Raw genomic sequence first — 12,519 nt, 5'->3', positions numbered from 1 at the left:
GCATTCACCGGGTCGCCACGCCGCGCCCACGCCGGTAGAAACGCCCCATGCCCCGCCTGATGACCTGGAATGTCCACCGCTGCGTGGGCGGCGACCGTCGGCTCGATGTCGACCGCGTCGCGGCGGTGATCGCGGACAGCGCCCCGGACGTCGTGTGCCTGCAGGAGCTGGATGTCGGCCGGGCGCGAACCGGCCATGTCGACCAGGCCGCGGCCATCGCCGACCGGCTGGGCATGGAGCTACGCTTCCACCCGGCCATGACGATCGAGGCCGAGCTGTATGGCGACGCCATCCTGACCCCGCACCCGGAGCGGCTGGTCAAGGCCGGCCCGCTGCCGACCGTGACCGGCATCCCCGGCCTCGAGCCACGCGGGGCCCTGTGGGTGCAGCTGGAGATCGACGGTCAGCCGCTCAACGTCATCAATACCCACCTCGGCCTCGTGCCGCGGGAACAGCGGCTGCAGGCGGCGGCCCTCGTCGGGCGGGACTGGCTGGGCCATCCGGAGATGCAGGGGCCGGTCATGCTGGCCGGCGACTTCAACGCCACCTCGATCACCCGCCCCTATCGGCTGATCGCCGCCCGCCTGGCGGATGCGCAGCGCCGGCTCGGCCAGAGCCCCACACTCAAGACCTTCCCGTCCGGCTTTCCGGCCATACGCATCGACCACGTCTTCCTCAGCCCGGAGATCCGGCCGACGGCGGTGTCGGTCCCCTTCTCACCCCTCGCCCGGATGGCGTCTGACCACCTCCCGCTGGTGCTGGATTTCGCTATCGGGACGGCGGACGCCGCCTAGCTCCGGGGAACGCGCGGACGCTGCGAGGGCAGCCGCCGCCGCCATGGCCGGAAGGAGTCGCGCGGCGAATGCGGATCGCCCAGCTGCCACTCGGCCACCATCTGCTCCAGCGGCGTGGGGCGGTCCTCGCCGAGCAGCCGCATGCGGCCATCGGCCAGCTTCTCGATCGCGCGCCCGGTCGAGCCCTCCAGCGCCTCCACAGCGGCGAAGGCCTCCGCCGACTGGCCGAGGAAGTGGGCGATGGTGCGATGCCGGAAGGCGCGCACCACCTCGCGGCCGGCCTCGTCCCGAGGCTCGACGGCGACGTCGCACTCGGTGTCGAAGCCCATCGACCTGTTGTTGAGATTGGTCGAGCCGATGCGCAGCAGGGCGTCATCGACGATGGTCACCTTGGCGTGGACGATCAGGCGCTCCCGGGCCTCGGTCAGCGGACTGAAGGCGAACAGGCGATGGTATCGGTCCGCCTGTTCGAGCCGGTACAGCATCTCGGCGCGGGCCGGATCCATCGTCATGCTGTCAAACCAGCTGGGCGCACGCCCGGTGGTGACCAGCACGATCTCCGGCCCGTCCGGCTCGGCCAGACGCGCCGCCAGCGCCTCGGCGATCACGGTCGAGGTGAAGTACTGGTTCTCGAAGTAGATCAGCCGGCGGGCCGCGGCGATGACCGACAGATGCAGCGCCTCGTTCTCGCGCACCTCGGGGCGGCCGCGCCAGCCCGGCTCGGTGCGGGCGATGCCGACCGGGACATCGATCAGGTCGGGCGTGACCGAGGCGGGCCAGGGGTCGCTGCGCACCTCGACAGGCGCCGTCCGCTCCCAGGTCGCGCGATACCAGCGGTCCCGGGCGAGATCGGCCAGGGCCCGGGCGGCGGGGCCATCGAGCACGCACATGGTCTCGTGCCGCGGCGGGGCGATGCGGCCGCCGGGCATGACGCGGCGCGGATCGCCATCCAGATGCTCGGGGGTGTCCCAGCGATCCGTGGCGATGTCGCCGCCGCCGACGAAGGCCACCGCCTCGTCGATCAGGACCAGCTTCTGGTGGTGACAGGCGCCGATCGGTCCGGGGGAGTCGAGATGCAGCTCGACCAGCCGCTTGCGGAACCAGGCCTGGGCCCGGTGCGGATAGAAACCCTGGGATGCGGCGATCAGGATCGGGGAGCGCCAGATCAGCAGGCGGACGTCGAGGTCCGGGTTCTGACGCACCATGCGCCTCAGCCGCCGGCCGATCTCGGCGTCCCGCCCCTCGGCGGACGGGTCGAGGCGGGTGCGCGGATCAAACTGCCAGCCGAGGACGATGACTGACCGCCGCGCCGCCGCCAGGGCCTCGTCGAGCGCGTCGAAATAGGCGGCGGTGTCCAGCAGGACCGCGAAGCGGTGCGCCGGGGCGACCCGCCAGCAGTTGCGGCCCGGGTCGAGCAGCGACGACGGCGTTCCGGGCCCCGCCTCCATCCGCCTCTGCCTCCCTTGTCCGTGCCTGCCGGAAAGCCTTAACTGACCCTGAGTTTCTGCCTAGACCGAAATCGGTTCAGTTGGACGTCGTCCAACGCGGCCCGGATTTCGGTCCAGCTTGAATCGAGAGCCTGGTTCACGGCATCGGCGGGGTCTCGCAGCGATCCCACGTCAGCCGAACAGGCTCTGGACGGCAGAGGTGACGATTTCTTCATGCCCGGGGCGCTTGTGCGGCGCGCCGCCTGCGCGCATAGAGACAGGTGGCTCTTGGCAGGGGAAGGACAGATGCAGGCGCTGATCGACCTGATCGCAGGCTTTCTCGTTCTGCTGGCCGCTTCCGCGCTCGCCCAGTTCGGCGTGGAGATTCGCCGTCCCGCCGATGACCAGCCTGAAGTGCGCCGGGTCTCGGACTGCGGCGAGACGCCGTCGCGCCCCGCCGCCATCGTCGCTGTCCAGCCCAAGTGCTGACCGGGCGCCTGCGCGCCCTTCCCGCCGCGCTCCCGACCCGCTAGGTTCGCTGCCTGCGCGAGCCCGCCCTGCCTGCTGGCTGAGTCGCCACTCGAGACCGGATGACGATGACCCGCCGCCCACGGCAGCCTCTCACCCTCCACGATCCCGCCGAGGACGCCGCTGCGCCGGCGACCGGTCCGGACGACGCGGCGGAGGCGATGGCGGCGGATCTCGCCGGTCCGCCGGACCTGCCCGCGGACGACGCCCCTCCCGAACTTGAGCCCCTGCCCGAACCGCGGCCAGACTTGCGGCCGGACGTGCGTCGCCCGGTCCTGTCCGAACGCCGTCGACGCCGCCTGGCCGAGGACGCGGCCCTGCGCCTGACGCCGGACCGCGAAGCGGAGGCGGTTCCGCCGCTGCGTGAGATGGCCGATCCCGCCGCCGGGGCGCCGCCGGCGCGCCGGATGGAGATGCCGGTCGTGGAGCCCACGCCGCCGCCCGCCGGGCCGGCTCGCGAAACGACGGCGCTGACCCCCATGCGCGATCCGCCGGCGGAAGGGCGCGGACCGGGCCTGCCAGCCATGGCCGCCGCCCTCGTCTGGACTGGCGGCGTCGCCAGCTGGCTGGCGTGGGAGATCGGCTCGGGCGCCGTCGAGTTCGAGCCGCTGCGGGTCGCGGTCTATGCGCTGCTGGCCGTCGCCCCCGCCGGCCTGATCCTGCTGATCGCCCAGGCGCTGCGGCAGAGCCGCCGGCTGGCCTATGAGGTGCGGCGCGCCCGCGAGCTGGCGGAGAGCCTGACCGCCCCCACCACCCTCGCGGCCCGCGAGGCTGGCCAGGTCATGCAGAGCCTGCGCGCCGACATCGACCAGGTGACCCTCGCCACCGAGCGCGCGCGTCAGGACCTCAACCTGCTGCGCGAGACCCTTGGCGAGGAGACCCGCCGGCTGAACGACACCGCCGAGGCCGCCGCCCGCATGGCGCACCGCCTGTCGGATCAGCTGTCCGCCGAGCGCGAGGCCATGACCGGCCTGACCGCCAACCTCGACCGTCAGGCCGCGGCCGTGGTCGACGCGGTCGAGCGTCAGTCGCGCATGGTCGGCGACGCCTCCGACCTGGCCCAGGCGCAGCTGCGCGAGGCCGAGGCCGCGCTCGCGGCCCGCGCCGCCGACCTGGCCGCCGCCGCCCAGGAAGCCCAGGACGCCGCCCGGCTGGCCTCGGACGACCTGGCCCGCCAGACCCTGCGGCTCGAGAACGCCGGGGCCGGCGTGGCCGAACAGATCCAGTCGGTCGAGGAAGGTCTGGGCCAGCAGCGCGCCGCCCTCGTTCAGGCCGCCTACGCCCTGCGCACCGACCAGGAGGACTTCTCGGCGCTGGTCGAAAGTCAGCGGGCGCAGCTGATCGAACAGCTGGGTCAGACGCGGACCGCCGCCGCCGACCTCGGGGACGTGTCGCAGCGCGCCGGCGAGACCCTGCGCGATCTCGTCGAGGCCGCCGCCGAACAGTTCCGCAGCCTGATGGAGATGGCCGCCCGCGAGTCCGACGAGTTCGACGCCGCCACCAAGGTGGCGCTGGACAAGTTCGACGCCCTCGCCGCCGACGCCCGCGACACCCTCGTCGAGGAAACCCGCCGCGCCCTCGAGGCGCTGAAGGCCACCGCCGATGACGCCCGGCTGGCGGCGGACGCCGCCGCCGAGCAGGCGCAGATCCGGGCTGACCGGCTGGGCGAAGCCCTGTTCGAGTCGGCCCAGAAGGCCGACGCCGCGGCCGACGCCCGCCTCGACGAGGCCCGGCGCCTGGCCGCCGGCGCCGCCGACATGGTCGAGCGCACCGGCGAAGAGACCGTCGCCCGTCTGGAAGGCATGCTGGAACGGCTGAGCCAGTCGCTGGAGACCGTCCGCGCCTCCGTGGCCGAGGTCGAGGCCCGCTCGCGCAGCCTGCCGCAGGACACTCAGGCCCAGATGCGGGCGCTGGAACAGACCGTCGACGCGGGGCTCAACGCCTTGGCCGAGGCCGCCCGCCGCGCCCAGGCCGAGACCGACGCGCTGGAGGCCGGCTTCCAGGAGCGGGTGCGCCGCAACTACGACATGCTGAGCGAGACCGTGCGCCTGATGGGCGTGGTGTCGGGCGAGACCCCGGGCGCGCGGCGCACGCCGCCGCGGCCGCCCGAGGGGCTGCCCCCGCTGCAGTTCGCCGAGCCGCCGCCGCGCCGCCCCGCCCGGCCCGAACCGGAGCCGTCCCGCGCCTTCGGCCTGCGCGGCCGCCTTTCGGCCGAACCCGCTGCGCCCGCCTCCCCCGCGTCCGGCGGGCCGCTGGACTGGAGCGACCTGGAAGGCCCGGCCGAGGCGCCGCTCGAACTCGACACGCCCCTTCCGTCCACCACGGTCGAAGCCGACCTCGAAGCCAGCCAGGCCCGCGTCGGCGAGGCCATCCGGCGGATGGGCGTCGACCCCAACGCCCTGCTGCCGCGCACCCGGGTCGAGGACGCCGCCGCGGCGCTGGCCCAGGGCGACGCCGACGGCGCGCGGCAGGTGGTGCGCCGGGTGGCTCCGGCCGCTGTCCGCAGCGTGTCGCGCAAGGTGCTGGCCGATCCGGAGCTGCGCGCCGATGTCGAGCGTCACGTCCGGCTGGTGGCGCGTCAGCTCGCTGACGCCGCCCGTCGGGGCGACCGGGATGCCGTGATCGACCGGCTGCACAGCGACGCCGGCCGCGCCTTCCTGCTGCTGGACGCGGCGGTCGGCGACCTGGCCTGACACAACGTCACTGCGCCCGGCCGGTCACAGGCCGCACCCCTTCCGACAGGAACCGCGCTGCTCCGGACTTGACCTGCCGCGACCGGGGTCGCAGGGTCGCCTGCCCGTCATCATTTCGTCACGGACGCCCGGGGGCCCATGCTCGATCCCAACTTCGAGGCTGAAGCGGCGCGCCGTCCGCACGTGGGGCTTTGCCCGGTCGGGGTGCCGGATGTTCCCGCCCCGCCCGCCAGCCACGGGGCAGGCTACCGCACCCTGTCCGGCGATGCCGACGCCCTGCTGCGCGCGCTCAACAGCGGTGAGGTCCAGGGCCTTCTGATCCTCGCCCCGGGCCGGGCCGACGGCGCCTTCCAGCTACAGCTGCGCGCCGAGAATCGCACGCCGGAGGGGCAGCGGCTGCTGCCCGTCGGCCCGAGCGTGGCGCGGGCGACCGTGCCTGTGCCCGAGCTGGTCCGGGCGCTGCTGGACCGCCAGGAAACGGCGGAGGTGGTCTCGGCCGCTGCGCCGGACGGGGCCGGGGCCCTGTTCTACGGGGTCCTCGCGGGCCTCGACGACTATCGCGACACGCCGCCCGTCGGACTGCTGCGGGTGCCGGCAGACGCCTCGCCGGATCGCATCGCCGCCGCTGCCGCCGCCTGCGCCCAGGCCATGGGGCGACGGCTGGCCCCCCTGCCCCGTCAGGCCTGAGCGGGCGCGCCCAGCCGCCCCCGCAACCGCAGGGCCGCCAGTCCCCCGGCAGCCGCCAGCCCCGCCATGGCGACATAGCCCGCAGCGCCATAGGCGTCGTAGAGCGGCCCCGAGACCACGGTCGCCAGCCCGATCAGGACGCCGGACGACAGGGCCGAGGACAGGGTCTGGGCGGCCGTCTGGTGCTGCGGCGCGCTCAGCCGCTCCACCAGTTCGAGCCCGGCCAGGAACACCGCCGCGAAGCTGAAGGCGTGCAGGGCCTGCAGCGGCCACAGGGCCCAGGCGGGCGGCGCCAACGCCAGCACCGACCAGCGCACCACGGCGAAGGCCGCGCCCCAGCCGAGCAGGGTCAACGGCCCGATGCCGGCGCGACGCCGCCAGGGCTCCACCACCCACATCCACAGCACCTCGGCCATGACGCTGAAGCCCCACAGGAGGCCGGTCATGCCCTCGGAAATGCCCCGCGCCTTCCACTCCACGGCCGAGAAGGCATAGTAGAAGGCGTGACTGGCCTGGACCGCGCCCACCGCGATGATGGCTGTCATGAAGACCGGATCGGCCACCAGCCGTCCGAGGCCGGCGAAGCGCTCACGCCCCCGGGGCGGCGTGGGGCCGTCGGCGACCGGCTCCGGCGGGGCCAGCAGGGCCACCGCCCCGGTCAGCAGGCTGGCGACGGCGATCCACAGGATGATGACATCCGCCGGCGCGCGCAGCAGCAGGCCCCCCATGGCCACATTGGCGATGACAAAGGCGATCGAGCCGGCGCTGCGCGTCGGGGCGAAGGCGAAGCCGCGGGCCCGGCCCAGCCGAAGGGTCAGCACATCGGTCAGGGGAATGATCGCCGCCGCCGCCGAGGCGCCGATGAACCACAGCGGCAGCCACAGGGCGAGGCCCTCGACCAGGCCCGCCGCGCCATAGCCGAAGGCGGCGACGACGCCGAGGATGGCGATGGGGGTGCGTCGCAGCCGGAAGCCGTCGGCCCAGACCGCCAGCAGCGGCCCGACCACCAGTCGGGCGAGGGTCGGGGCCGCCAGCAGCGCGCCGATCTCGGCCCCGCTCAGGCCCTGTTCGCGGAACCACAGTCCGGCGAACGGCAGGCTGACGCCGGTGGCGCCGAAGAGCAACACATAGAGCAGACCCATCCGGGCGGCGGCGTTCATGGGCCGCGCGATAGCAGACTTTCGGAATTCCGTCGGCTAGGTTCACAGAAATGACTCACCCCTCCCGCCTCGCCGTCGTCGCGGCCCTGAACGGCGCCCTTGCGGTGGCCCTCGGCGCGTTCGCGGCGCATGGCGTCGGCCCCGACGCGGAAGCCCTGTTGCGGACAGGCGCCCAGTACCAGGGCGTCCACGCGTTGCTCGGCGTGGTCTGCGCCGTCGCAGCGCCCGCGGGCCTGATGCGGCTCGGCGGCTGGCTGGCCGTGAGCGGCGGTCTGGTGTTCTCCCTGGCCCTTGCGGCGATCGCCCTGCTCGACGTCCGGGTGATGGGCGCGGTCGCCCCCGTGGGCGGCAGCCTCATGATTCTCGGCTGGCTGACCCTCGCCGCCGGCGCCGTCCGGCGCCCCGGCTCTCCGCCGGCCTCACCGACGCCGTCCACCTGATCACCGCCCCGGCGGACCTTTCCGGAGTACCGAGTTCCCCATGCTGTTTCCCACGACCCCGACCACGCGCCGCGACCTGTTCCCGGAAATCGAGCCGTTCGCGACCGGCTTCCTGTCCACCGGCGGCGTCCACGAGGTCTATTACGAGGAATGCGGCAATCCGAACGGCCGGCCGGTCGTGGTCCTGCACGGCGGTCCCGGCGGCGCGGTGAATCCGGGCATGCGGCGCTACTTCGATCCGCAGAAGTACCGCATCATCCTGTTCGACCAGCGGGGCTGCGGGAAGTCGACGCCGAACGCCTCGCTTGAGGACAACACCACCTGGACCCTGATCGAGGACATCGAACGGCTGCGCGAGCGTTGCGGGGTCGAGGCCTGGAGCGTGTTCGGCGGGTCGTGGGGCTCCACCCTGGCCCTGGCCTACGCCATCACCCACCCCGAGCGGGTGCAGGCGCTGATCCTGCGCGGTATCTTCCTGCTGACGAAGAAGGAGCTGCACTGGTTCTACCAGGACGGCGCCTCGATGCTGTTCCCGGACGCCTGGGAGCGCTTCCTCGCCCCCATTCCCGAGGCGGAGCGCGGCGACCTGATGGGCGCCTACTACCGCCGCCTGACCGGCGACGACCGCGAGGCGCAGCGGGCCTGCGCCGTGGCCTGGTCGAGCTGGGAGGGCGAGACCGTGTCGATCGAGGGCCCCGCCGCGCGGCCGGACAAGTTCGCCGACCCGGATTTCGCCCTCGCCTTCGCCCGCATCGAGTGCTGGTACTTCACCAACGGCGGCTTTTTCCCCGAGGACGGCTGGCTGCTGAAGAACATCGGCCGCATCCGCCACATCCCCGCCTGGATCGCCCAGGGCCGGTTCGACGTGGTGACCCCCATGTCAGGCGCCTGGGCGCTGCATCGCGCCTGGCCGGAGGCGAAGCTCGACGTCGTCCCGGACGCCGGCCACGCCTCGTCCGAACCGGGCATCATCGACAGCCTGGTGCGCGCCACCGACTGGGCCGCGAGTCTCTAGCCGCCACCGGGGTCGGTCCGGTCGACCAGCTCGTCGAGGCGGAAGCCGATCCGGCGCGCCTCGCGGGCCTTCGGCCGGGCCATGGCGTTCAGCACCACGCTGACCTGGGTGTAGTGCTGGACCAGCCGCACCGGCCGCCCCTCGGCAGTCCGACCGAAGAACAGGATGAGGTCCGGCCCCCAGAAGCCGAGGTCCTCGATCTGCATCATCTGGTCGCCGGGCAGGCCGACCAGCCGGACCCCGACCTCCTCGTCCGGATCGAGGCTCGCCTCGAACTCCTTGATCAGCCGCGACAGGCGGACGAAGGCCCACTCCGCCGGGTTGTCGCGCATGTGCACGCCGCGGGCGAGGCCTTCGGTGTTGGCGGGCTCGCCGGCCATGGGCTGCGGACAGGGGGCGAACATGGCCGGATCGGCCTTGGGCAGGGGAGCGTCGGTCATGCCCGCAGCCTCGCATGCTCCGGCGGCCGGATCAGCCCCTGACGCGGCCGTCGGCTCAGATCAGGCCCGAGCCCTTGGGCAGTTCGGTGTAGCGGTGCACGCGGACGGCCTGGATCAGGCCGAACCCGACCATCAGCATCAGCATCATCGAGCCGCCGTAGGACATCAGCGGCATGGGCACGCCGACGACCGGGGCCAGCCCCATCACCATGGCGCCGTTGATGAGCAGATAGACGGCGAAGGTCGCCGTCACGCCCAGCGCCGCCAGCCGCGCGAAGTGGCTGTGCGACAGGGAGGCGATGCGCAGACAGGTCAGGACGATGGCGAGGTAGCAGACGAGGATGGCCACCGAGCCGACGAAGCCGAACTCCTCGGCCACGGTAGCGAAGATGAAGTCGGTGTGCCGCTCGGGCAGGAACTCCAGCTGGCTCTGGCTGCCGAGGCCGTAGCCCTTGCCGAGCAGCCCCCCCGAGCCGAGGGCGATCTTCGACTGGATGATATTGTACCCGTCGCCTGACGGGTCGGCGGAGGGGTCGAGGAAGGTCAGCACCCGTTTGCGCTGGTATTCGTGCATCCCGAACATGACGTACGGCGGGATCGAGACCACGGCGGCGATGGCGATCGGGGCGATGATCTTCCAGCTCAGACCCGCCACGAACATGATCGCCGCTCCGGTCAGGGCGAGCGACATGGCGGTGCCGAGGTCCGGCTGGTGGGCGACCAGAATGAACGGCAGGCCGACGATGGCGGCCGGGAAGACCAGCTTCCAGTGCAGCCGGGCCTCCTGGGCCGTGGCGCCGTGGTACCAGCGGGCCAGGGCCAGCACGACCGCCAGCTTCATGAACTCGGCCGGCTGCACCCGGGTGACGCCGAGGTCGAGCCAGCTCTGGGCCCCGTTGACGGTGACCCCGACCACCTCCACCGCCAGCAGCATCAGCAGGGTGACGCCGTAGAAGGGATAGGCGACGGCGAACCAGATCCGCAGATCCAGCAAGGCGAGGCCGATCATCAGCATGACGGCGAAGCCGAAACGCATCAGGTGATTGGCGGCCCACGGCTCCCACGAGGCCCCGGCCACCGAATAGAGCATAGCCGTCGAGGCGCCGCCGATGACGCACAGCAGGGCGGTCAGCCGCCAGTCGATCTGGCTCAGCTTGACCGGCAGGCGGTCGCGCTCGCCGGGACGGGTCAGGGCGGAGGCGGTCATTGCGGCGGCTCCGCCAGATAGGGTCGTGGACCGGCCGGGGCCGGCGCAGGCGCGGCCGGGCGCGGCGAGGGGGCCGGCGGCGGCTCGGGCGTCTCCTCGGGGGCCGGCGGCGCCGCCCCCTCGTCGACCGCGTCGAGCGGCGCCTCGGGCGCCGGGGGCAACGGCCGCTCGATGCGGGCGCGCATGTCCGGGTCCTTCAGCAGCGCCACCTTCATGATCTCGCGGGCGCGCGGCGCGGCGTCAGCCGAGCCGCCGACGGGGGCGTGCTGGATGATCAGGGCGATGGCATAGCGCGGCGCGTCGTGCGGCGCGAAGGCGACGAACAGGGCGTGGTCGCGCTTGCTCCAGACCGCGTTACGCGGCCCGCGGTCCTCGCCCGGGCGATAGTCGCGCGACTGGGCCGTGCCGGTCTTGCCGGCCATCAGGATGTCGCCCAGCCCCAGCTGGGAGGCGCGGTAGGCGGTGCCGCGCACGTCGTTGGCCACCGCCGCCATGCCTTCGCGGACGATGTCCAGGTGCTCGGTGGCGAAGGGCAGGTCCGGGAACGGCGCCTGGGGCCGCTCCTCGCCGCCGACCGACTTGATCAGGCGCGGCTGCACCGACTTGCGGCCGTTGGCGAGACGCGCCGTCATGATGGCCAGCTGCAGGGCGTTGGCCTCAAGCGCGCCCTGGCCGATCGACACCGACAGGGTCTCCCCCGGATACCAGGTCGGGTCGCCGCGCCCGACGGCCTCGACGAACTCGCGCTTCCAGCGCGTCGAAGGCACCGTGCCGTCCGACTGGCCGCCGATGCCGATCTCGTAGGCCTTGCCGAAGCCGAGATCCTCGGCCACCCGCGCGATACGGTCGACGCCGGCGCGGTTGCACAGGTGATAGAAGTAGGTGTCGCACGAGTTCTTGATCGCCTCGTGCATGTTGACCGAGCCGTGCCCGCCGGCTCTCCAGCAACGGAAGGTGCGGCCGCCAAACCGGTAGCCGCCGGTGCAGACCACGCGCTCCTCGGGGTCGATCCCGGCGTCCAGATAGGCCAGCGCCGTGGTCATCTTGAAGGTCGAGCCCGGCGGGAAGGTGCCGTAGATCGCCTTGTCGAGCAGCGGGCGGCGCTCATAGTCCGCCCAGGCGCGATAGATGTCGCTGGGCACGCCCGAGACGAACAGGTTCGGATCGAACGACGGGGCCGAGACCATGCACAGGATGTCGCCGTTACGGACATCCATGACGACGCAGCCGCCCGACTCCTCGCCGAACACTTCCAGCGCCCGGTTCTGCACATCGGCGTCGAGGGTCAGCACCACCTCGGCGCCGGGCTCGGCCGGCCGGCTGCCGCCGACATCCTCGGCCACCACGCGGCCACGGGCGTCGACCTCGACCCGGTTGCCGCCGGGCTCGCCGCGCAGAACCTCGTCGAGCGCCCTCTCGACCCCCTGGCGGCCGACCCGGAAGCCGGGGTTGAAGAACAGCGGCGGCGGCTGCTCCCCGCGCTCCGTATAGGCCTCACGGTCCCGGGCGTTGGGCTTGGCCACATAGCCGAGCACATGCGCGAAGGCGCCGCCGAACGGATAGAAGCGCTGCTCGTGCATGTCCGCCATCACGCCGGGCAGCTCGTTGGCGTACAGATTGACCTTGGCGAACTCCTCCCAGGTCAGGTCGCTCTTGACCGGCACGGGAGAGAAACGCGGCGCGGCGTTGACGTCGCGGATGATCGACCGTCGGCGATCCACCGTGTCGGGCAGCAGCTGGCCCAGCAGGTCGAGCGTCTGGTCGAGATCCTTGGTCTCGTCGCGAACCACCAGCACCCGGAAGCTGGGGCGGTTGCCAGCGATGACGACGCCGTTGCGGTCCTTGATCACGCCGCGCGGCGGCGGCACGAGGCGGTAGTTGAACTGGTTCTGGGTCGCAAGCGTGGCGTATTCGCCGGCCTGCACCACCTGCAGCTGCCCGAGCCGGAAGGTCAGGGCCGTGACGCCGAGGCCGGTGATGCCGCCCAGCACCAGGGTGCGGCGCAGGAACGAGCCCTGCCGCTCATTGACGTCGGAGAAGAAGATCGAGGGTTCGCCGCTCATCGGGTCTCCCTTCCAAAGGCGTTGCAGCCGTGGCGCCGGCCTGTAACGGGGGTGTGGCGGAGACA

The 12,519-nt window shown here is 72.7% G+C and carries 11 protein-coding genes; 6 read left to right on the top strand and 5 right to left on the bottom strand.

What is annotated here, in order from left to right:
• Window positions 1–47: 47 nt before the first annotated feature.
• Window positions 48–794, top strand: coding sequence for an endonuclease/exonuclease/phosphatase family protein (locus VGN74_RS01350; protein WP_327445562.1), 747 nt, complete (start codon window positions 48–50; stop codon window positions 792–794).
• Here VGN74_RS01350 and VGN74_RS01345 read toward each other — a convergent pair.
• Window positions 791–2,242 (bottom strand): phospholipase D-like domain-containing protein, encoded by a 1,452-nt coding sequence (locus tag VGN74_RS01345; protein ID WP_327445561.1) that lies wholly within the window; start codon window positions 2,240–2,242, stop codon window positions 791–793. The genes VGN74_RS01350 and VGN74_RS01345 overlap by 4 nt on opposite strands.
• A gap of 285 nt (window positions 2,243–2,527) precedes the next feature.
• On the opposite strand from VGN74_RS01345, the gene VGN74_RS01340 reads away from it, so the two are divergent.
• The 3 genes from VGN74_RS01340 to VGN74_RS01330 all read left to right on the top strand — a co-directional run bounded on the left by VGN74_RS01340 (window position 2,528) and on the right by VGN74_RS01330 (window position 6,129).
• Window positions 2,528–2,710, top strand: a complete 183-nt coding sequence (locus VGN74_RS01340; protein WP_327445560.1) for a hypothetical protein — start codon at window positions 2,528–2,530, stop codon at window positions 2,708–2,710.
• A gap of 107 nt (window positions 2,711–2,817) precedes the next feature.
• Window positions 2,818–5,442: a tipN gene (locus VGN74_RS01335; protein WP_327445559.1), complete on the top strand. Its 2,625-nt coding sequence runs from the start codon at window positions 2,818–2,820 to the stop codon at window positions 5,440–5,442.
• Window positions 5,443–5,580: 138 nt separating this feature from the next.
• Window positions 5,581–6,129 carry a hypothetical protein gene (locus VGN74_RS01330; protein ID WP_327445558.1) on the top strand — a complete coding sequence of 183 codons (549 nt, stop codon included), beginning with the start codon at window positions 5,581–5,583 and terminating at the stop codon, window positions 6,127–6,129.
• Here the strand turns inward: VGN74_RS01330 and VGN74_RS01325 are convergent.
• Window positions 6,120–7,289, bottom strand: coding sequence for an MFS transporter (locus tag VGN74_RS01325; RefSeq protein WP_327445557.1), 1,170 nt, complete (start codon window positions 7,287–7,289; stop codon window positions 6,120–6,122). The genes VGN74_RS01330 and VGN74_RS01325 overlap by 10 nt on opposite strands.
• Before the next feature lie 50 nt (window positions 7,290–7,339).
• Between VGN74_RS01325 and VGN74_RS01320 the strand changes: the two genes are divergently transcribed.
• Window positions 7,340–7,729 (top strand): DUF423 domain-containing protein, encoded by a 390-nt coding sequence (locus VGN74_RS01320; RefSeq protein WP_327445556.1) that lies wholly within the window; start codon window positions 7,340–7,342, stop codon window positions 7,727–7,729.
• A gap of 40 nt (window positions 7,730–7,769) precedes the next feature.
• Entirely contained in the window at window positions 7,770–8,744 is a 975-nt protein-coding gene (gene pip, locus VGN74_RS01315) for a prolyl aminopeptidase (RefSeq protein ID WP_327445555.1), read from the top strand.
• On the opposite strand, the gene VGN74_RS01310 is transcribed toward pip, so the two are convergent.
• The 3 genes from VGN74_RS01310 to mrdA are packed head-to-tail and all read right to left on the bottom strand — an operon-like array spanning window position 8,741 to window position 12,454.
• Window positions 8,741–9,184 carry a DUF6173 family protein gene (locus VGN74_RS01310; protein WP_327445554.1) on the bottom strand — a complete coding sequence of 148 codons (444 nt, stop codon included), beginning with the start codon at window positions 9,182–9,184 and terminating at the stop codon, window positions 8,741–8,743. The genes pip and VGN74_RS01310 overlap by 4 nt on opposite strands.
• A 55-nt stretch (window positions 9,185–9,239) precedes the next feature.
• A complete protein-coding gene (rodA, locus tag VGN74_RS01305) occupies window positions 9,240–10,391 on the bottom strand; it encodes a rod shape-determining protein RodA (protein WP_327445553.1) in 1,152 nt (383 codons plus the stop codon).
• Complete coding sequence (mrdA, locus tag VGN74_RS01300) at window positions 10,388–12,454, bottom strand: penicillin-binding protein 2 (protein WP_327445552.1); 2,067 nt, start codon at window positions 12,452–12,454, stop codon at window positions 10,388–10,390. Before mrdA ends, rodA begins: the two co-directional genes overlap by 4 nt.
• Between the last annotated feature and the right edge of the window lie 65 nt (window positions 12,455–12,519).

The sequence above is a fragment of the Brevundimonas sp. genome (genome assembly GCF_035998205.1).
In the GTDB taxonomy this organism is placed as follows: Bacteria; Pseudomonadota; Alphaproteobacteria; order Caulobacterales; family Caulobacteraceae; genus Brevundimonas.
This window is presented reverse-complemented; position numbering and strand designations above follow the sequence as displayed.

What these genes read in the sequence shown, in the direction of transcription:
- VGN74_RS01340 (WP_327445560.1), top strand. Translation starts at nt 2,528, where the DNA reads ATGCAGGCGCTGATCGACCTGATCGCAGGCTTTCTCGTTCTGCTGGCC.
- VGN74_RS01310 (WP_327445554.1), bottom strand. Translation starts at nt 9,184, where the DNA reads ATGACCGACGCTCCCCTGCCCAAGGCCGATCCGGCCATGTTCGCCCCC.
- pip (WP_327445555.1), top strand. Translation starts at nt 7,770, where the DNA reads ATGCTGTTTCCCACGACCCCGACCACGCGCCGCGACCTGTTCCCGGAA.
- VGN74_RS01350 (WP_327445562.1), top strand. Translation starts at nt 48, where the DNA reads ATGCCCCGCCTGATGACCTGGAATGTCCACCGCTGCGTGGGCGGCGAC.
- VGN74_RS01330 (WP_327445558.1), top strand. Translation starts at nt 5,581, where the DNA reads ATGCTCGATCCCAACTTCGAGGCTGAAGCGGCGCGCCGTCCGCACGTG.
- mrdA (WP_327445552.1), bottom strand. Translation starts at nt 12,454, where the DNA reads ATGAGCGGCGAACCCTCGATCTTCTTCTCCGACGTCAATGAGCGGCAG.
- VGN74_RS01335 (WP_327445559.1), top strand. Translation starts at nt 2,818, where the DNA reads ATGACCCGCCGCCCACGGCAGCCTCTCACCCTCCACGATCCCGCCGAG.
- VGN74_RS01325 (WP_327445557.1), bottom strand. Translation starts at nt 7,289, where the DNA reads ATGAACGCCGCCGCCCGGATGGGTCTGCTCTATGTGTTGCTCTTCGGC.
- rodA (WP_327445553.1), bottom strand. Translation starts at nt 10,391, where the DNA reads ATGACCGCCTCCGCCCTGACCCGTCCCGGCGAGCGCGACCGCCTGCCG.
- VGN74_RS01345 (WP_327445561.1), bottom strand. Translation starts at nt 2,242, where the DNA reads ATGGAGGCGGGGCCCGGAACGCCGTCGTCGCTGCTCGACCCGGGCCGC.
- VGN74_RS01320 (WP_327445556.1), top strand. Translation starts at nt 7,340, where the DNA reads ATGACTCACCCCTCCCGCCTCGCCGTCGTCGCGGCCCTGAACGGCGCC.